This is a genomic window from Devosia aurantiaca, from assembly GCF_011058215.1.
GTDB classification, from domain to species: domain Bacteria; phylum Pseudomonadota; class Alphaproteobacteria; order Rhizobiales; family Devosiaceae; genus Devosia; species Devosia aurantiaca.
Window position 1 is genome coordinate 882,882 of record NZ_JAALFG010000001.1, and the last position, 18,862, is coordinate 901,743.

Consider the following 18,862-nt stretch of genomic DNA (forward strand, 5'->3'; position numbering starts at 1 on the left):
TCGGCGCGCCGAACACTTCGGCGACGGGCCCTTCTTCTACGGCCTCGCCCTGTCGGAGCACCACGACCTGGCTGACGGTGTTGGCGACAACGGGCAGGTCGTGGCTGATAAAAAGCAATGCCATGTTGCGCTCGCGGACCAACCGGTCAAGCAGACCCAGATTTCCGCCTGCGTGGTGACGTCGAGAGCGGTGGTGGGCTCGTCGGCGATCAGAAGGTCAGGCTTGCAGGCCAGCGCCATGGCGATGGCGACCCGCTGCCGCTGGCCACCGGAGAGTTCATGCGGGTAGGCCTGGGCGATGCGCTCGGGCTCGGGGAGGGCAACCTCGGCCAGAAGCGCAAGCACGGCCTGCTTCAGCGCCGCGCCCGACAGCGGTGCGTCGTCACGTTTGGCGCGGCGGGCGAGGGGCTCGGCCACCTGCTTGCCGATCCGCATCAAGGGATCAAGCGCGGTGAGCGGTTCCTGGAAGACGATGGCAACAGCGGTGCCGCGCAGCCGGTCGAGCGCGCGATTGGGCGTGCCAATGACCTCGGTGCCGCCAAGCTTCGCCGAACCTGCCGGCGACAGTCCCGCAGGAAGAAGGCCGGTGGCGGCAAGCGCCGTGAGCGACTTGCCGGAGCCAGACTCGCCGATAAGCCCAAGCCGCTCACCACGGGCCAGTGAGAAAGAAAGGTTCGAGACCAACAGCTTGCTGCCAGCGGCGATGGAGAGATTGTCGAGAGCGAGCACCGGGGTCATCGGGCGCGCCTCGTCGGATCGATAGTGTCGCGCAACCCGTCGGCCAGAAGGTTGACGCCGATGGCAAGCGACACCAGTGCGAGACCTGGCGCAATAGCGCCGAGCGGAGCGGTATAGACGGTGCCCTGGGCTTCCTGGAGGATCCGACCCCACGAGGCATTGGGCGGCGGCGCGCCTAGGCCAAGATAGGAGAGCGAGGCCTCGGCGATAACGGCGAGGCCGAATTGTAGGGCGAAATTGACCGATAGCGTCGGCCAGATATTGGGCAGGATGTGAATGGCGACGATCTTGGGCCAGGAACTGCCGGAAGTCCGCGCCGCCGTGATGTAGTCCATCACCAGCACGCGCTTGGCGAGGATGCGGGTGAGGCGCGCAACGATGGCGGAAAGCGCAATGCCGAGGGCGATGATAGCGGACCAGAGGTTTGCCGTGTCGCTGGCGGCAACCACCAGCATGGCGATCAGCAGTGTTGGGAAGGCGATAAGGATATCGAGCGTCGCCGCGAGCGCGTCATCGAGCCACTTGCTGGCAAAAGCGGCAAGGAGGCCAAGGGTGACGCCGAGCGCTGCGCCGATGGCGACGGCGCCAAGGCCGACGATCAGGGCGATACGGCTGCCGATCATCAGGTGGGTAAGAAGATCGCGCCCGAGCCGGTCCGTGCCGATCCAGTGGAGCAGGCTTGGACCCTCGAGCCGGCCACCGGCCATGGCGGTTGGGTCATATGGGAGCCAGACCAGGCTCAGGAGCCCGACAAGGACATGGAGTCCGACAAGGACGATACCGGCCCAGAGGATTAGCGAGGGGCGGCAATGGTCCGGTGCCGCGGTGATGGCCGCAGGGGTCATGCCTCGACCCTCAGTTTATTGCGCAGGCGGGGGTCGATCAGGCGCTGAGCGATGTCGGCGGCAAAGCCGATCAGCAGGACTAGGAGGGTCGAAATGAACAAGACGCCCTGCACATTGGGATAGTCTCGCTGCTGGATGGCAAGCAGCAGCATGGAGCCAAGGCCGGGCAGGGAGAAGACGCGCTCGATGACCACGGCGCCAAGAAAGGTGCTGGCAAGCTCGATGCCAAGGATCGAGATCACGGGAACGGCGCCATTGCGCAGGCCGTGGCGCAAAAGCGCTTCGGGGAAGCTCGAGCCGAGCGCGCGGGCGGTACGCAGATAATCGCTGTCGAGAACATCGAGGGTCGCGGCGCGCACATAGCGCAGGAGGGATGCGCCCATGACGAGGCCGATGGTGAGCGCCGGGAGGATCATGCCGGTCGCGGCTTCGCCGAAATTGCCCCAACCGCGCAGAGGAAATCCGCCAGACGGCAACCAGCGCAGGTTGATCGAGAACAGCGTGACCAAGAGGATGCCGACCCAAAAGACGGGGATGGCGATCCCCAGCTGCGACACGACCGAAATTGCCGAGCCATACCATTTGTCCGAGCGCACCGCGGAGAGCACGCCGAGAGGGATGGCGAGCAGGAGGGCAACGAGGAAGCCGAGGAAAGTCAGGGGCAGGGTGACCGACATACGGTTGCCGATCTCGTCCAGAACCAAGGCGCGGCTCACGAAGGACGTGCCGAGGTCGAGCCGGGAAAGATTGGCGATAAACGACGTGAACTGGAGATAAAGCGGCTGGTCGGAGCCGACCTGCGCGCGCGCTGCCGCGATCTGCTGGTCGGTGGCGCCAACGCCCAGAAGCGCATTGGCGGGATCGCCGGGCAGGAGGCGCAGCAACACGAACAGCACCACGGCTGCAAGGAACAGCGAGGCGAAAAGGATCAGCGTGCGGCGGATAAGGTAGGCAGAAATAGGAACGATCCTTGCGCGATGGTCGGCGCAACATAGCGGTGAGCTTAAAGTAAAGCCACCGGCTGAGGAGCCGGTGGTCGTGTGTTCACGTTTTTAAAGACCTCATGGTGAGGTGCGAAGCAAAGCGCGGCCCCGAACCACGAGGTCGGGAGAGTAGAGGCGGCGGAGTGCCCGACCCCGTCCTTGAATTCTCGCCTTTGGCGAGCACCTCAGGATGAGGTCTCTAAAGCACTATTCCGACTTCTCGATATCGTAGGCGAAGAACTGCGAGTTGAGGCCGTTGACCGGGTAGCCGGTCACATTGGCGGCGGAAACGACGATCTGCGGATAGAGGTAGAGCCAGTTGCTGGCAGCATCCTCGGCAATGATCTCGTTGGCCTGGCGCAGCTTTTCGGTCTGTTCGTCTTCCGACGAAGCGGCTTCCGCATCGGCCACAAGCTGGACGACTTCGGGGTTGTTGTAGCCCCAGTAGAAGTCGGGATTGCCGTAGAAGACGATATCGCGGTGGTTGACGTGCTCCTGCAGCGTCGCCTCGAAATTCTTCTCCTGATAGATCTTGGTGTACCACTCGTTGGCGGTGATGATGTTGATGTTCACCGTCACGCCGATCTTGGCATACTCGGTCTGCAGGAACTGCGCGACGATCGGATGCGGATCGTAGTCGGGCGTATCGAGGGTGAACTCGAAGCCGTCGGGATAGCCGGCTTCCGCAAGCAGCGCCTTGGCGCTTTCGACATCATAGGCATCGACGCCGGTGAGATCGACATACCACGGATCGGTCGGCGGCACGAAGGAGCCGATCAGCGTGCCATAGTCGCCCCAGATCGAGTTGAGCAGGCGGGCCTTGTCGGTGGCGCGGGCCAGGGCCTTGCGGACCAGCACATTGTCGAAGGGCGCAACGCGATCGTTGTAGGCGAGCAATTCCTTGGTCGTCGACGCGCCTTCGGTGACGGTGAAGGACGAATTGCCGGCGAACTGGGCCAGCGAGTCGGGGCTCTGAACCGAGGTGATGATGTCGACGGCGTTGGTCAGGAGCGCATTGTTGAGCGCGGTCGCGTCAGTGAAGTAGGTATAGACCACTTCCCCATTGCTCGGGGCTTCGCCCCAATAGCCGTCAAAGCGCTCGAGCGCGAGGGCCGAACCGCGGCGCCATTCGGCAAGCGAATAGGGGCCGGTGCCGTCTTCGGTGGCGGTAATGTCGGTGGCGGCGTCGTTGACGATCCAGACATAGGACAGGTTATAGGGCAGCGAGATCGAGCGGGCCGAGAGCGTAATGACCACGGTCTGGTCATCCGGCGTTTCGATGCCGGTGATGGTGGACAGGCTGCGCTTGCGCGAACTCTGCGAGGCTTCGGCGGTAACGCGCTCGATGGAATATTTCACATCGGCTGCGGTCAGCGGCTCACCAGAATGGAAGGTCACGCCGTCCTTGAGCTTGAACGTATAGGTGAGGCCATCTTCGCTGGCTTCGTAGCTGTCGACGAGCTTGGGCTCGACCGAACCGGCATCGGTCAGCTGGAACAGCGCTTCATAAACGTTGCCGTTGAAGGCCTCGTTGATGCCCTGGCCAGCGCCGGCAGTGTTGTCGAGATTTTGCGGCTCATAGAGCGAGCCGATGCGGATCGAAGCGTCGGGATTGACCTCCTGCGCAAAGGCAGCAGGGGAAAGTGCGCTGCCGACAAGGAGGGCAGCAACAAGCAGATTGCGACGCAATTGGGGAGACATAGAAAAGCCCTATCATGGTTGAGCCCGGCACCGGTCCGGCTCGTCCCAAGCAAAATAGCGTCGCGAAGGCTTTGGCTCCACTGCAAGGGTAGAGTTTTCGTTCGCTCTGGATCGATGCCCTGAAAAGCCTTCCCGGTCGCGGTCAGCCGGGAGGTACTTTGTTCCCGGGCTGCGTTTGGGACGTTCGGGCCAGCAGCAGCCAGCTGAGCACGCTCCCGGCGAGGGTCAGAACGGCTGCGCCATAGCAGAGCACGGCGAAGGCTTGGTCTGTCCCGGCGATGCGCGCCGCGTCGGTTGCAACCGAAGCGTCATTAGATGGGGCGACGCCGAACTCGGCCGATCCGATCGGCACGCCCTGGTTGAAGACGAAGATGGCCAGGGCACCCATGGAGGCGACGGCGATAAGGCCGGCGACGCGAGCGACGGCATTGTTGATGGCCGATGCCGTTCCCGTTTCCCCGTCGGACACCGCGCCCATTACCGCCGTCGAGATCGGCCCGGCCACGCCGCTCATGCCGATGCCGAAAAGCGCCATGAGCGGTGCGATGGCAAACCAGACCTGGTGAAGCGGCGCCGTGAGGCCGAGGCCAAGAAGGCTTAGGGTCACAATCAGCGAGCCAACTGCAATAACTGGCCCCGGACCGAGCCGATCGGTGAGCTTGCCGGCTGGCGTCGATAACATGGTCAGGACGATGCCGAAGGGAAGCATGCTAAGCGACACTTCGGCCGGGGTAACCGACCAAGCGGCAATCATCACCATGGGGAGGTAAAAAAGCACGCCCGAAAGGCTGAAGTAGATTAGAAAGGTGACTGCCTGTGCACCGGAAAAGCGGCGGTCCGCGAACAGGGACAGCGGCAGCATAGGCGCCGCCGTCCGGTGTTCCCACCAAAGGAAGACGAGAAGCGCGATCAAGCCGGCGCCGAGATAGAGCCAGAACCATCCCGAAGCGTCGATAAAAGCCCACGAGACCAGGAACAGCATGGGAATGGCTAGGACGGCGCCCACAAGGTCGAGCGGCTTGCGGTCGGGCTTGATTGGGCTTGGCGTGCCCCAAAGCAGAGCGAGCGCAACGAGGCCCAGGGGCAGGTTGATGCCGAAGACCCAGCGCCAGCTTGCGTCGCCGAGCCAGGTCAGCAGCGCGCCTCCCAGCACCGGCCCCAGCAGCGTGGTCAGCGAGGATGCGGCCGCCCAGATGCCGATAGCGCCGCCGCGCTCTTCCTTGGGATAGGCTTCGGCGATGATGGCGAGACTGCCCGGCACCATGAAGGCAGCGCCCAGCCCCTGAAAGGCGCGGGCGGCAATAAGGAGGGCAGGATTGGGGGCGATCGCCGAGACCAGCGACGCAGCAACAAAGAGCACGATGCCAGCCGCAAAAACATTGCGCAGGCCGAAGCGGTCGCCTGCGGCGCCGCCGAGCAGCAGCAGCGAAGACAGCGTCAGGAGGTAAGCGTTCGAGACCCACTGCACATCGGCGAGGCTGGCGCCGAGCGTTGTGCGGATGGCGGGCGAAACGATCGAGATCACCGACCCATCGATAAAGCCCATCGACGAGGCCGTGATTGCCGCAAAGAGGATGCGCCGGCGCTGGGCTGGGGAATAGGTGCTCATCCCTCTTGAGTATAGGAGCATAAGCCGCGTTCCAAGCAGCGCGAGTAGCGCACGGCTCCAATTTGCTTGTCACGAAGGCTGCGCCGAGGCGTTATGCTGCCTGCCGATAGAGACGAGAAAAGTGATGCGCAGCGACAATCAGATTTTGATTCCGGGTGCCGAGCTGGAGCGGCGCGTCCTCGATGCTCTACGCACTGCCGGCGCCAGCGCCCGATCTGCCGAGGCTGCCGTCCGCGCGATGATGCATGCGTCGCGCGTCGGCGTCGACAGCCATGGCGTGCGTCTGGTCGAGCATTACTGCCGCATGCTGGGCGGCGGTCGGCTGAACAAGAATGCTGAGCTCAAGGTGCGCCGAACCGCTTCGGGCAGCGCCATGGTCGACGGCGACGATGGTCTTGGACACTACGCTGCCTACCATGCCGTTGAGATCGGCATGGACATCGCTCGCGAAGCCGGTGTCGCGGCCGTCGGTATCGAGCATTCTTCCCATCTTGGCGCCGCGGGCGCTTACGCCGTCGCCGGTGCCGAGCACGGCTTCATCACCTTCGCAACCACCAATACCGACTCCATGGTGGCGCTGTTCGATGGCGCCGAGCGCTTTCACGGCACCAATCCGCTCGCCTTTGCCGCGCCTGTGCCTGGGAGCCGGCCATGGCTCCTGGACATGGCAACCTCGTCCATTCCGATGAACCGCGTCCTTTTGCACCGCTCGCTCGGCAAGTCATTGCCCGAAGGCGTCGCGGCGGATGGCTTAGGTAACCCGACGAGTGATCCCTATGCCGCCGAAATGCTTCTGCCGCTCGGAGGCGAAGCGTTTGGCTACAAGGGTGCCGGCCTGGCCGGTATTGCGACCATGTTTTCGGCGCTGCTGACCGGGACGACGCTCGATCCCGATTTCATTCCCATGTACGGCACCGACAACATCCACGAGCCGCGCAATATGGGGCACTTCGTTCTGGTGATCGATCCCGACAAGTTCGTGGGTGGCGCCCTGTTCGGGCAGGCTATACTGGGCTATCTCGCATCACTGCGCGGCGCGGCCGCGAGACCGGGGAGGCCCGATCATGGCGCCCGGTGACCGCGAATGGGCGGAAGCCGATCGGCGAGATCGCGAAGGCGTCCCGATCGATCCCGATACGGCGCGATTTCTAGGGCTGGACTAGGCTCGCGAGCCAAAAACCGCTCAATGCGGCGAGGCCCGTGAGCAGGCTGCCCCATGCCATGTCGACGATCGAGAGCTTGGTGGACCAGTTTCGCAGCGTTGCCAAATTGCTCATGTCATAGGTGCCATAGGCAACGAGGCCAAGGGCAAGGCCGGCCACAAACGCCCACAGCCAGGATTGGGCGGCGAGAGCCGGGATAATGGCGAAGCCGACAATGCCCGCGACATAGACGAGGTAAAATATGTCGGCTGGGACGAAGTTGACCTTATCACGCAGCAGGTGACCAATTTCGGCCTGGTAGAAGCGCCTCGCAATTATAGCCAGCCAGACGAAATCGAGCGCCAAGAACACCAGAGCCGCGCCGCCATAAGCGGCGAGGATCGTGGGAAGATGCGTTGCAGCCACTTCGCGCCTAGATGCCGAGGAGTGGCTGCACGAGCCGCACCAATCGGCTGGTGAACCGCAAAGGCTTGTCGGTGACGGCAAGGCAGATGCAGTCTTCTTCCGGATTTGCCACCGGCTGATGGGTCAGGCTGCCGTCGGCATCCTCGATGTCGCCGGGCCCGAACTCGTCGATCTCGTCGTGAAAGGCGCCCGTCAGCACCACGGTCAGCTCGCGCCCGCCATGGCTATGCTCGGGGACAGGCTTGCCGGCCGGAATCCGCAGCAGGCGAACCTGGGTTTCCTGGTCCTCTGTCTTGACCCGGATCTGGTGGGCGGTGCCCACCCTGCGCCACTTGAGGTCTGCGAGATCGGCGCCGAGATAAGATCGCAGCGGCTCCGGAATGACGGCGCTCGCGGGCCGTACCTTTGGTTGGACGGGCGGCGTTGGTTCGCGTCCGAGCCGCGCCTTGAGCGCTTCCCAAGCCCCCTCATCGCTTCCGACAGGTTCGATTTCCTCCAAAAGCGCGCCGCCTGCTGCTTCGGCAACGGCAAGGCTCTGGCGGCAGGTGCTGCACATGGCCAGATGCGTCGCCACCGCCAGCGACCAGCCTTCCGACAGATTGCCGGACGCATAGGCAATCAGCAGGTCATCATTGAGATGGTGGCGTATCGTCATTGTTGCTCGTCCAGCGCAGCGCGTAGCCGCCCGAAGGCCAGCCTGAGCCGGGATTTGACCGTGCCGATCGGCAGGCCAAGCTTGGCCGCGATCATGCTGTGGGACGCCTCCTCGAAAAACGAGAGGCGAATAATGTCGATTTGCTCGGCTGGCAACCGCTCCATAGCGCGGCGCACCGCTTCCTGGCTTTGCCGGGCCTCGATCTGTTTGGGTGCATCGGGCTCGGGCTCGATGCTGAGGGCCGGATCGTCGGGGTCGATTGCCGGCCGGCGCTGCCGCCGCCAGGCATCGATCCAGATGTTGCGGGCGATGGTGTAGATCCAGGCCGAGGCCGGGCCCCGCGCCGGATCGTACTGGCCGGCCTTGCGCCAGATGGCGAGCATGGTCTCCTGCATCAGGTCTTCCGACACCTGTGCGTCGCGCGTCATCTTGATGAGATAGGCGCGGATGCGCGGCCCGAAATCGCGGAAAAGCGCTTCATAGGCGTCCATGTCCGCAGAAGCAGCAATGGCGACGATCCTCGCCCCTATGTCTTCGCCGGGCGAAGGACTGCGCTTTTCCATCACGGGCATGCCCTTGATCTGCGCAGGCACGGCAAGGCGACGGCGCGGTGGTCGAGCCGTATCCTCGCATGGTCCGTTGGATGGGTAAATCGCAAGTGTCATGCCCAAAACTACGGCGCCTGTTAGGGGCCGGATCAGCCTTGGCGCGAAATATCGAGGCGCCGGCAGCGAAAGTTTTTAGCGGCTCCTTTTGATCTATGTTAGCCCCTAATTGGTGTAGGTGCGATGCTCAAGGGGTCGGCTTTATGTTTCACGCTTCTGCCGGTTTTTCCGGTTCAGAACCTTTGCGGCAGCGTATCGCGGTAATCGGCAGCGGCGTGTCCGGCCTGTCGGCGGCATGGCTCCTGGCGCAAACCAACGACATCGTTCTTTACGAAGCCGACGCCCGCCTGGGTGGTCACGCCAATACGGTGGACGTGCCGGGCACGGGCCCGGTCGACACCGGCTTCATCGTCTACAATGAGCAAAACTACCCGAACTTTTCCGCGCTGATGTCCCACCTCTCGGGGTAGAAAGCCTTGCGACCAAGATGTCCTTTTCCGCATCGCTCGATGGGGAGGCTTCGAATATAGCGGCGAAGGGCTGGGCGGCCTTCTGGCGCAGAAGCGCAATGCGTTTCGCCCGCGTTTCTGGGCGCTTGTGCGCGACGTGCTCCGCTTCTATCGGGAAGCGCCCGACGTGCTGGCGCGTCCCGATCTGCAGCAGTTGACGCTCGACGAATATCTCCTGGCGCAGCGCTATTCCCAGTCTTTTATTGACGGTCATCTACTGCCGCTTGCCGCCGCGATCTGGTCGTCTTCGGCATCGGAAATCCGCTCCTACCCGCTTCTGGCCTTTGTCCGCTTCTTCGAGAGCCACAATCTCTTGCAGCTCTGGGAGCGGCCGAAATGGCGCACGGTCAAGGGCGGCAGTCGCAAGTATATCAGTTCGCTGATGGCGCAGTTCGCCGGAACCGTGCGCCTTTCGACCCCGGTTGCGACGATTAAGCGAGACGCAGGCGGCGTTACCGTCCTCGACGCCAAGGGAAACCCAGATCGCTTCGATCAGGTACTGGTCGCGAGCCATGCCGACCAGGCCTTGCGCATGCTTGAGCAACCAAGCAGCGACGAACGCGACCTCCTTGGTGCCTTCGCCTCTACGAACAACACCGCCGTGCTTCATACCGACGCCAGATACATGCCGCGCCGCCGGCGGGCGTGGAGCTCCTGGAACTATATGGCCCTCGACCAGGCCGGCCCGCGCCACCCGCTTTGCGTCAGCTACTGGATGAACCAGCTCCATGGGCTGGAAGGCCGTGATCTTTTTGTGACGCTCAACCCGCCGCAGGCGCCGCAGCTTGAGATTGCGCGGTTCCAGTATGCGCATCCGGTCTTTGACGCCAAGGCCATCGCGGCGCAGCAAAACCTCTGGCGCATCCAGGGGCAGAACCGAACCTGGTTTGCTGGCGCCTATTTCGGGCGCGGCTTCCACGAGGATGGGTTGCAAGCAGGGCTCGCTGCAGCTGAAGCCATGGGATCGCTACCGCGCCCCTGGAGCGTGCGCGATCCATCGGGCAGGATTACCCTCGCGCCGCCGGCAGCGCTTGCGGCATGAGCCGGGTCTCGGCCATCTATGTCGGCCACGTCGTGCACCAGCGGCATCGGCCCAAGAGGCACCGCCTGCGCTACCGCGTATTTTCGATTCTGATCGATCTCGACGATCTGCCACGCCTCGATCAGCTCCGCCTCTTCGGCCACAACCGCGGGGCCCTGTTTTCGCTTCTCGATCGCGACCACGCCGATGGCGGCGACATGCGCCTTTGGGTGGCGTCACAACTGCGGGACCAGGGCCTGCCGGAGCCCAAGCGCATCCGGCTGCTCTGCTACCCGCGCATTCTGGGCTATGTGTTCAATCCGCTCACCGTCTGGTTTTGCGACGACGCCCAGGGGCAGCCGCTGGCGACGATCTACGAGGTCCACAACACCTTTGGCGAGCGCCACAGCTATGTCTTGCCGGCCGAGGGGCAACAGACGGCGGACAAGACCTTCTACGTCTCGCCCTTTATCGATCCCGATTGCCGCTACGAGTTTCGCCTGAACCAGCCCGGCGAACGTATTCGCGTCGCCATCAACGAAACGCAAGGCGGCGAGCCGCTGCTTTATGCGTCTTTCGCCGGCCAGGCTCGGCCCTTTTCGGACCGAACGCTCTTGGCGCTGTTTTTCACGCATCCGCTGATGACGCTCAAGGTCACCGCCGCCATCCATTGGGGGCACTACGGCTTTTGCTCAAAGGGATCAAGCTCCGCCGCTACGCCGATCGGGCGACGAAAGCCTGATCTACCATTCGAAGTCCGGACCGTTTTCGCGGACGCCAAGGAAGAAGATGTCGCTCATCAACCGCAGCGGGGCAGCATCGACATCGCTTTCGCGGGCATCGAGCAGGTCGGCAAAGCGGTCATAGATGCCGGCATATTCGCGATCGCCATGCTCCAGCACGATCTCGCCATTGACACGCAGGGTGCGGCCGCCGCGTTCAAGCTTGAGCTCGTCGCCTGTGCCGGTGACGATGGTGAAGGTCCAGACTTCCCCGCTCTCCTCGAGCCAGTTGAAGCCGGCCGACAATTCCGGCTGATGCGGCTGGCCGGACTTGAAACGCGTCTCGACATCGACCGGGGTCTGCCGGTTGGCCGGGAAGGTCAGCTTGGCGCTTTCCACAAAGACCGGGAAGGGCATGATCTTGGTGAAGATGGAGAACGCATTGATGCCCGGATCGCAGACACCGAAGCCACCGGGCTCCCAGACCCAATCCTGGCCAGGATGCCACTTACGCACGCTTTCGCGCCAGTCGATGCGGACCGACTTGACGTTCTGCTCGGCAATGATCCGTTGCGCCTGATCGACGGCGGCATTGTATTGGCTGTGCCAGGTCTGGAACAGCACGCGGTCGAGGCGGGCGGCATGGGCAACGATGTCGTCGAGTTCGGAAATCGTGGTGGTGGGCGGCTTTTCCATCATCACGTCCTTGCCCGCGTCCAGTGCTTCGCGCACCAGGGTATGGCGGACGCCGGGCGGCGTGCAGATGGAGACGAGGCCGACTTCCGGCATGGCGGCGTAAAGCTCGGCGGCGGTGCGAAACACCGGGAGGCCGTTATGGCCCACACCGCGGCTCGAGACAGTGGCCGCGAGCTCGAAGTCGTCCGAGGCATCGATCACCGGCAGGTGCTGGTCCTGTGCGATCTTGCCGACACCGATTACCGCGATCTTACGCTTGGCCATGGCCCCACTCCTTGAATGCGCCGGGTATAGAGCAGACCGGAGGCCTCGCTGCCAAGGGAAAAGTATGATTTTACGCTGTCGGCGCCGGTGGCGGTAGCTCCCAAAGCTCGATAGGATTGCCTTCGGGGTCGTGGATGCGCGCAAAACGGCCGGTCTCGAGCGTGTCCCACTCGGCCCTGGTCTCGATCTCGATGCCCGCTTCCCGCAGCTGGTCCATCAGCGCATCGAGGTCATCGACACGAAAATTGATCATCCACTGCTTGTCGGCCGAGAAGTAATCGGAGCTTTCCTTAAACGGCGAGAACACCGTGAAGCCGGCCTGCTGCGTCCAGAACTCTTCGATGCCCAGATGCGTCAGGTACCATTGCGCCAAGGCTTTATTGTCCTTGGCCCGGAAGAACACGCCGCCGATACCGATCGCCTTTGCCATTCCAGGCCTCCTCAAGCGCTGCTTGCGGGCCGATTTGAGCAGAGTGGCGCAATTTGTCCAGCACAAGCGACTTGTCAAACGGGGGACACATAGCTTCTCTAGCCAACCCGCGAGAGGTCCCATGCCGCAAAGATTCGCCATCTACTACGCTCCCTCCACGTCCGACCCGCTCTGGGATCGGTCCACCGCCTGGCTGGGCCGCGATCCGGCAAGCGGCGAGTTCTTCGAGGGTACGGTCGCGGGCATCGAGCGTGCTCGGCTGTTGAACCTCACCCAATCGGCCAGCCGCTATGGCTTTCACGCAACGCTCAAGCCACCGATGGCCCTGGCGGCTGGCGCGACCGTGGAAGACCTTGAGGATGCCCTCGCCGAGTTTGCCAGGACCCAGCAGCCGGTCGAGCTTGGCCGCCTCCGCCTTGCCGATCTCGATGGCTTTCTTGCCCTGGTGCCGGATCGGGAAAACACTGCGCTCCAGGATTTTGCCGCCCATGTGGTAGAAAGTTTCGAGCCCCTGCGCGCGCCGCTCAGCCCGCGCGATTTCGCTGCCCGCCTCGCCAAGGGGCTTACACCACGGCAGGAGGAATTGCTCGAAGCCTATGGCTACCCTTACGTCTTCGACGAATTCCGCTTCCACATGACGCTGACCGATCGTCTCGCCGAAGAAGATCGCGAAGAGCTCCAAAGCGCTGCACAGACCTGGTTTGGTCCCGTGCTTGAAGAGCCGGTGACGCTGGACCGGCTGGTGCTCTATTCCGAAGCTGAGAGCGGCACGCTGTTTGTCCGGCACGGCGACTTCAGGCTCGGCCAATGATGGTTTCGCAATGCCCGGATCGTGCTGGCCGACGAGATCATCACCGGCAGCGTCCTCGTGGAAGACGGTCGCATCAGCGCCATCGATCCGGGGAAGGCACGACCGGCGAGGATTTTGGCGGCGACTACCTGATCCCGGGCCTGGTCGAGCTTCATACCGATCATCTTGAAAATCACTATCGGCCGCGGCCCGGCGTGTTCTGGGATCCGCTGGCGGCGCTCCATGCCCATGATGCGCAGATCGCGGGATCGGGGATTACCACGGTGTTCGATGCCGTGCGCATCGGCTCCGATGTCGATCTGCCCGATATGCTGGTGCATGCGCAGGAACTGGTGCATGCCGTGCGCTCGGGAAGCGAGGCGGGCTGGTTGCGCGCCGAGCATTTTCTCCACCTGCGCTGCGAATTGCCGAGCCACGACGTGGTCGCGCATTTCGATGCCTTAGCCGATCATCCATCCACAAGGCTCGCCTCAGTGATGGACCATACGCCGGGGCAGCGCCAGTTCCGCAACATGGTGGACTACCTGCGCTTTTATGCGCCCAAGATGGGCAAGAGCGAAGCCGAAATGCAGGCCTATGTCGATGCACGGCTTGCCGAGCATAATCGCTATTCGGCGACCAATCGCCAGGCGCTGGTCGAGCGCGCCCGGAGCATGGGCATTGCGCTGGCAAGCCACGACGATGCGACGATCGAGCATGTCGAGGAAGCCGAGCGCGACGGCGTCGCCATTGCCGAATTTCCGACCACCCTTGAAGCGGCAGCTGCCGCGCATGATGCCGGGCTAGCGATTTTAATGGGCGCGCCAAACGTCGTGCGCGGCAAGTCGCATTCCGGAAATGTTTCGGCGACGGACCTCGTGACCGCCGGCCTTCTCGATATTCTTTCCTCGGACTATGTGCCCTATGCGCTGCTGCAGGCCGTGTTCCTTTTGCCCAGCCGGGTGGAAGGCCTTGACCTTCCCCGGGCGCTCGCTACCGTAACGTCCAATCCGGCGCGCGCCGCAGGGCTCGACGACCGGGGCGAAATCGCCGTCGGCAAGCGGGCCGATCTGGTGCGGGTCGCGGCCGACGCGCCCCTGCCGGTGGTGCGCGGCGTTTGGCGGGAAGGAAAACGGGTCAGTTGAGCGACAGGCCACCTGGGACTTTGGTTCTGGTCGTTGGCCCCTCGGGGGTCGGCAAGGACACGTTGATCGGTGGCGCTCGCGTCGCGCTCGATGGCGACAAGCGCTTCAGCTTCGTGCGTCGGCTCGTCACCCGGCCCGCCGATATCGACCTCGAAGATCATGTGAGCCTTGATGCCGAAGAATTTGCCAAGGCAGATGCAGCCGGGCGTTTTGCGCTCACTTGGCAGGCCCATGGGCTCGATTATGCCCTGCCGATCGGCGTCGACACCGATCTCGCATTGGGTCGCGTCGTTGTCGCCAATATTTCCCGCCACGCCGTGCCTATGGCGATCGGGAAATATCCGCTCTGCCGCGTGGTGCAGGTGTCGGCCGAAATTTCGTTGCGGGCATCGCGCCTTGCCAAGCGTGGCCGCGAAAACCAGGATCAGATCGTGGCGCGGCTGGCGCGCGAAGGCGCGGCCCTGCCGGCCGACGTGCAGCCCATCGTCATCGATAATTCGAGCTCCGTCGGGATCGGCGTGACCGCCTTCGTCATGACCCTGCGCCGCATCGCAGAAGAGTGAACTGATCTCGGACTGCTGCGTTGCATCCTTTCCAGAGACGCGATTCTGCGCGCGTCGACGACAGGGAAATTCGATCGATGGAACCAGCAAACGACCAGCGTCACGACGCTATCGCCACCGCCTTGACCGAAGAGATCGACCGCCAGGCTCAGACCGGTGCCAGCCGCATCGATGTCGATGCCCTTGCGCAAGCGGTGGAAGAGGTAATCGAGCCGACGACGCCTTTGAGCGAAGGCAAGCGTCCGTCAGAGCTCAATTCCACCAATGACGATTGAACGGAAGAAAGAGGCCGGTGGTTGAACCACCGGCTTTTATGCTTCTGAAGCCAGGACCGCGTCGCGAACGGCGGAATGCGCCAGTTCGACATTGGCAAAACGCTGCCCGTCGATCGCGAAAGCGGGGAGCTTGACTGCGAGGAAGCGATAGCCCTCGGCATCCTGCACGACGACGCCCTGCGGTTCACCTCCGACTTCGATGACGATAGGCCTCAGTCTTTCGGCCCGATTCAGATTGTTTTCCAGCATGGGTGGATTCTCCACTTGCGCGTCGAAGACGGAGGCGCTGTTCCCTTAGAAGGAACGCCTCGGACCAGCGACGCAGGATCTATTCGATGAGTGAGACGGTGGTGTGACGGAGGTCACATTCGTTTCGATCGACAGGTCCCTTGCCAACTTTTGGCGCAATGTTTGGAGCGTACTACGGTCATACACGCAGCATGGATCGTGAAGGTGTTCGATGTCGGCATCGGCATTCCTCTCCTTGCGAGTGTTGAGCGTTTGTCGCCGCGGTCATCCAGCAGCAATGACAAGATAGCGAAGCCGTTCCTGCTCCGCCAGTACACTTCATCGCGAAACGACGATAAAAAGCAAAAAGTCCTGCTCGACTTTAGGGTGAGCACGCTATGCCCGGAGCGTTCCCTTGCTTATCACAGGATGCATCGCGCTTGCGTCGGACCCGCCGATCTGGTGAAGTTGCGCGCTTAATGATCCCGCCGAAGCGGGTTTTGAGGGGAATAACGAGTTGTCAGAGCCCGAAGATCCGCCAGCCACGCGCGGCAAGCGGGGGTCAAGCCGTCCGGCAAGCCTACGCTCAAGACCATCGCGCAGATGACCGGCCTTGCGGTGACGACGATTTCGCGGGCCCTCAACAATGCACCCGAGCTAGCGCAGGACACCCGCGACCGGGTGCAAAAGATTGCCGCCGAAATCGGCTACCTGCCGGATCGCGCGGCTTTGCGCCTCAAGACCGGGCGCACCAATGTGGTGGCGCTGATCCTCGAGCCGGACGAGCAGATCTATGGGTTTGGCACGTATCTTGTGCACGGCATTACCGAGGCGCTGCGCGACACGGCCTATCACCTCGTCATCACGCCGCTGTTCCGCAATGTCGAGCCGATCGAGCCGATCCGCCACATCGTGCGCAACCGGATGGCCGATGGCGTGATCTTTTCCAAGGCCGAAACCTTCGACGAACGCATCCGCTTCCTGCTCGACCACGACTTTCCCTTTGTCAGCCACGGGCGCAGCCAATGGCCAGAACAGCACGCCTTTGTCGATTTCGACAACGAGGCCTATGCCTATGGCGCGACCAAGAGGCTGGCCGAAAAGGGCTGCAAGAAAGTCTCGATCGTTTTGCCAGATAGCGCGCTGACCTATACCGAGCACCTCAAGTCCGGCATGGCGCGCGCGGCCGCAGAGGCCGGCATCGCCTACGAATTTGCCGCCGACATCAATCTTGGTAGCGCGACCGACGCCATCCGCAACTATGTGACCAAGCGCGCGCGGCGGCCCAACCCGCCGGACGGCTATGTCTGTGCCTCGGAAGTCTCGGCGCTGGCAGTGATCGGCGCCCTCAACGATGCCGGGCTCGCGGTGGGCGAGAAGACCCATGTCGTGACCAAGCAGTCGACCTCGATGTTCAAGCAGTTCCAGCCGGCAGCGGAAACGGTGCACGAGGACTTCGCCGAAGCCGGGCGGAACCTTGGACGAACGCTGCTGCGCCGCATCAACGGCGAGACCGAGGACCTGCAGTATATTTCAACGCCGGAGTTCGAGTGGGACAGCTAACCCCAGCATTGAATGAGACCTCGTGGTGAGCTTGTCGAACCACGAGGTCGGGGGCTGCTACCGCTAGCTCAGCCCTCGAGCTCCTCGCGCAGCATTTCGAGCTCCAGCCAGCGTTCCTCGGCTGCAGCCTTTTTGCCTTCGGCCGCCTCAAGCGCCTTGGACTTGGTGGCAAAGCCGTTCGGGTCCTTGCTGTAGAAGCCGGGAGCCGATAGCGCGTCGTTGAGCGTCTTGATCTCGGTGTCGAGCTTGGCGATGTCCTTGGGTAGGGTTTCAAGGGCGTGCTTGTCCTTGAAACTCATCTTGCCCTTGGGCTGCGGGGTGGGCACTGACGCTTCGGACTTGGTCTTGGCCATCTTGGCGCCCTTGTCGACGCTGCGCGCCAGAACGCCGGAGCCGCGCTGGCTGACCATATCGGAATAGCCGCCGGCATATTCGGTCCAGCGCCCATCGCCTTCCGCCATGATTACCGAGGTCGCGACGCGATCAAGAAAGTCACGGTCGTGGCTGACGACCACCACCGTGCCGGAATAGTCCGAAACCATTTCCTCGAGCAGGTCGAGCGTTTCAAGATCAAGGTCGTTAGTCGGTTCGTCCAGCACGAGGAAGTTGGACGGAAGCGCCAATGCCCGAGCCAGCGCGACGCGGGCGCGCTCTCCGCCCGAAAGCTTGCCGATCGGCGTATTGGCCTGTTCGGGGTGAACAAAAAGTCCTTCATATAGCCCACGACATGCTTGGGCTCGCCATTGATTTTGAGAGTGTCGCTGCCACCGCCGGTGAGGGCATCGCGAAGACGCGTGTCGGGATCGAGGCGCGCACGGCCTTGGTCAAGCATGGCAAGTTCAAGCGCCGCGCCGCGCTTGATGGTGCCGCTATCGGGTTCGAGCAGGCCGGTAAGCAGTTTGATCAGCGTGGTCTTGCCGGCGCCGTTGGGACCGACAATACCAACGCGATCGCCGCGCAGAACGCGGGTTGAAAAATCCCGGACCACGGTGCGGGAGCCGAAGCTCTTAGAGATATTCTCGGCTTCCGCTACCAGCGCTCCCGAAGTGCGGCCTTCGCTGACCGCCATCGTGACCGTGCCGGTGACGCGGCGCTGCTCGCGGCGATCCTGGCGGAGGCCGGCGAGACGCTCGAGGCGTCTGACATTGCGCTTGCGGCGGGCAGTGACGCCATAGCGCAGCCAATGCTCTTCGCGCACGATCTGGCGGTCGAGCTTGTGGCGGTCCTTTTCTTCCTGCTCCAGCACCTCGTCGCGCCATTCCTCGAAGGCCGAGAACCCCTTCTCGATCCGGCGGGTAAGGCCGCGATCGAGCCAGACGGTGGAGCGGGAGAGATCGGCCAGGAAGCGCCGGTCGTGGCTGATGATGACCATGGCCGAGCGCATGGAGTTAAGCTCCTCCTGCAGCCACTCGATGACAGGCAGATCGAGATGGTTGGTCGGTTCGTCCAGCAGCAGAACGTCGGGCTGCGGCGCCAGAACGCGGGCCAGGGCGGCGCGGCGGCCTTCACCACCGGAGAGGGTCTTGGGATCTTCCTCGCCGGTGAGACCAAGCGCGTTGAGCAGGTATTGGCCGCGATAAGGATCATCGCCCGACTGCAGGCCTTCTTCGACATAGGCCAGGGTCGTGGCGTAACCGCTGAGGTCCGGATCCTGCGGCAGGTAGCGGATGGTGGCGCTGGGCTCGGCAAAGCGCAGGCCCTTATCGTGCTGCACCATGCCGGCAGCGATCTTGAGAAGGGTCGACTTGCCCGAGCCATTGCGGCCGACCAGGGCGATGCGCTGGCCGGGCGAAACGATCAGTTCGGCCGCTTCCAGCAGCTGCGTGCCGCCAAAAGTAAGCTGGATATCCTGAAGCGAAAGAAGCGGGGGCGCGGCCATTGGTATTCCGGAAAAAGTCGGCCCGGATAGAGCATAGGGGCGACGTGATATCAATGCGGGGAAGCAAAAGGCC

General features: G+C 63.0%; 18 protein-coding genes and 4 pseudogenes. 10 read left to right on the plus strand and 12 right to left on the minus strand.

The window, feature by feature from the left end; all coding sequences use genetic code 11:
* Nucleotides 1–36: 36 nt before the first annotated feature.
* The 5 genes from G5575_RS04585 to G5575_RS04605 form a co-directional block, all read right to left on the minus strand.
* Nucleotides 37–738, minus strand: a complete 702-nt coding sequence (locus G5575_RS04585) for an ABC transporter ATP-binding protein (protein WP_328765839.1) — start codon at nucleotides 736–738, stop codon at nucleotides 37–39.
* Nucleotides 735–1,583: an ABC transporter permease gene (locus tag G5575_RS04590; RefSeq protein ID WP_164533277.1), complete on the minus strand. Its 849-nt coding sequence runs from the start codon at nucleotides 1,581–1,583 to the stop codon at nucleotides 735–737. The genes G5575_RS04585 and G5575_RS04590 overlap by 4 nt, the downstream gene beginning before the upstream one ends.
* A complete protein-coding gene (locus tag G5575_RS04595; RefSeq protein ID WP_328765905.1) occupies nucleotides 1,580–2,527 on the minus strand; it encodes an ABC transporter permease in 948 nt (315 codons plus the stop codon). The genes G5575_RS04590 and G5575_RS04595 overlap by 4 nt, the downstream gene beginning before the upstream one ends.
* A gap of 246 nt (nucleotides 2,528–2,773) precedes the next feature.
* Nucleotides 2,774–4,267 (minus strand): ABC transporter substrate-binding protein, encoded by a 1,494-nt coding sequence (locus G5575_RS04600; protein ID WP_164533278.1) that lies wholly within the window; start codon nucleotides 4,265–4,267, stop codon nucleotides 2,774–2,776.
* A gap of 142 nt (nucleotides 4,268–4,409) precedes the next feature.
* A complete protein-coding gene (locus tag G5575_RS04605) occupies nucleotides 4,410–5,876 on the minus strand; it encodes an MFS transporter (RefSeq protein WP_235935576.1) in 1,467 nt (488 codons plus the stop codon).
* A gap of 124 nt (nucleotides 5,877–6,000) precedes the next feature.
* On the opposite strand from G5575_RS04605, the pseudogene G5575_RS04610 reads away from it, so the two are divergent.
* Nucleotides 6,001–7,039 (plus strand): annotated as a pseudogene (locus G5575_RS04610) (Ldh family oxidoreductase).
* Here G5575_RS04610 and G5575_RS04615 read toward each other — a convergent pair.
* From G5575_RS04615 to G5575_RS04625, 3 genes are read right to left on the minus strand one after another with little or no spacing between them, the layout of a single operon-like run.
* Nucleotides 7,025–7,444, minus strand: coding sequence for a DUF2177 family protein (locus G5575_RS04615; protein ID WP_164533280.1), 420 nt, complete (start codon nucleotides 7,442–7,444; stop codon nucleotides 7,025–7,027). The pseudogene G5575_RS04610 and the gene G5575_RS04615 sit on opposite strands and share 15 nt — an antisense overlap.
* 7 nt (nucleotides 7,445–7,451) lie before the next feature.
* The gene (locus G5575_RS04620; RefSeq protein WP_164533281.1) at nucleotides 7,452–8,099 is read right to left on the minus strand and encodes a ChrR family anti-sigma-E factor; all 648 of its coding nucleotides are present in this window, start codon (nucleotides 8,097–8,099) and stop codon (nucleotides 7,452–7,454) included.
* A complete protein-coding gene (locus G5575_RS04625; RefSeq protein ID WP_235935580.1) occupies nucleotides 8,096–8,764 on the minus strand; it encodes an RNA polymerase sigma factor in 669 nt (222 codons plus the stop codon). The genes G5575_RS04620 and G5575_RS04625 overlap by 4 nt, the downstream gene beginning before the upstream one ends.
* Before the next feature lie 143 nt (nucleotides 8,765–8,907).
* On the opposite strand from G5575_RS04625, the gene G5575_RS21480 reads away from it, so the two are divergent.
* The 3 genes and pseudogenes from G5575_RS21480 to G5575_RS22105 form a co-directional block, all read left to right on the plus strand.
* Complete coding sequence (locus G5575_RS21480; protein WP_328765840.1) at nucleotides 8,908–9,174, plus strand: FAD-dependent oxidoreductase; 267 nt, start codon at nucleotides 8,908–8,910, stop codon at nucleotides 9,172–9,174.
* Nucleotides 9,175–9,301: 127 nt separating this feature from the next.
* Nucleotides 9,302–10,255, plus strand: coding sequence for an NAD(P)/FAD-dependent oxidoreductase (locus tag G5575_RS04630; protein WP_328765841.1), 954 nt, complete (start codon nucleotides 9,302–9,304; stop codon nucleotides 10,253–10,255).
* Nucleotides 10,252–10,872, plus strand: a pseudogene (locus G5575_RS22105) (DUF1365 domain-containing protein); the annotation flags it as partial. The gene G5575_RS04630 and the pseudogene G5575_RS22105, both read left to right, overlap by 4 nt.
* Nucleotides 10,873–10,977: 105 nt before the next feature.
* On the opposite strand, the gene G5575_RS04640 reads toward G5575_RS22105, so the two are convergent.
* A complete protein-coding gene (locus tag G5575_RS04640; protein WP_164533282.1) occupies nucleotides 10,978–11,916 on the minus strand; it encodes a Gfo/Idh/MocA family protein in 939 nt (312 codons plus the stop codon).
* Between the two features lie 70 nt (nucleotides 11,917–11,986).
* The gene (locus G5575_RS04645; RefSeq protein WP_164533283.1) at nucleotides 11,987–12,346 is read right to left on the minus strand and encodes a VOC family protein; all 360 of its coding nucleotides are present in this window, start codon (nucleotides 12,344–12,346) and stop codon (nucleotides 11,987–11,989) included.
* Nucleotides 12,347–12,467: 121 nt separating this feature from the next.
* Between G5575_RS04645 and G5575_RS04650 the strand changes: the two genes are divergently transcribed.
* The 4 genes and pseudogenes from G5575_RS04650 to G5575_RS04665 all read left to right on the plus strand — a co-directional run bounded on the left by G5575_RS04650 (nucleotide 12,468) and on the right by G5575_RS04665 (nucleotide 15,119).
* On the plus strand, nucleotides 12,468–13,157 hold the full coding sequence (locus tag G5575_RS04650) for a DUF1045 domain-containing protein (RefSeq protein WP_164533284.1): 690 nt from the start codon (nucleotides 12,468–12,470) through the stop codon (nucleotides 13,155–13,157).
* A gap of 18 nt (nucleotides 13,158–13,175) precedes the next feature.
* Nucleotides 13,176–14,281, plus strand: a pseudogene (locus G5575_RS04655) (alpha-D-ribose 1-methylphosphonate 5-triphosphate diphosphatase).
* A complete protein-coding gene (phnN, locus tag G5575_RS04660; protein WP_164533285.1) occupies nucleotides 14,278–14,844 on the plus strand; it encodes a phosphonate metabolism protein/1,5-bisphosphokinase (PRPP-forming) PhnN in 567 nt (188 codons plus the stop codon). Before G5575_RS04655 ends, phnN begins: the two are co-directional and overlap by 4 nt.
* A gap of 77 nt (nucleotides 14,845–14,921) precedes the next feature.
* Complete coding sequence (locus tag G5575_RS04665) at nucleotides 14,922–15,119, plus strand: hypothetical protein (RefSeq protein WP_164533286.1); 198 nt, start codon at nucleotides 14,922–14,924, stop codon at nucleotides 15,117–15,119.
* Between the two features lie 36 nt (nucleotides 15,120–15,155).
* Here the strand turns inward: G5575_RS04665 and G5575_RS04670 are convergent, their stop codons facing one another.
* Entirely contained in the window at nucleotides 15,156–15,368 is a 213-nt protein-coding gene (locus G5575_RS04670; protein WP_164533287.1) for a hypothetical protein, read from the minus strand.
* Between the two features lie 204 nt (nucleotides 15,369–15,572).
* Between G5575_RS04670 and G5575_RS04675 the strand changes: the two genes are divergently transcribed.
* Nucleotides 15,573–15,827, plus strand: a complete 255-nt coding sequence (locus tag G5575_RS04675) for a hypothetical protein (RefSeq protein ID WP_164533288.1) — start codon at nucleotides 15,573–15,575, stop codon at nucleotides 15,825–15,827.
* Between the two features lie 114 nt (nucleotides 15,828–15,941).
* On the plus strand, nucleotides 15,942–16,910 hold the full coding sequence (locus G5575_RS04680; protein ID WP_328765906.1) for a LacI family transcriptional regulator: 969 nt from the start codon (nucleotides 15,942–15,944) through the stop codon (nucleotides 16,908–16,910).
* Between the two features lie 68 nt (nucleotides 16,911–16,978).
* On the opposite strand, the pseudogene G5575_RS04685 reads toward G5575_RS04680, so the two are convergent.
* Nucleotides 16,979–18,789: pseudogene (locus tag G5575_RS04685) on the minus strand (ABC-F family ATP-binding cassette domain-containing protein).
* Nucleotides 18,790–18,862: the final 73 nt, after the last annotated feature.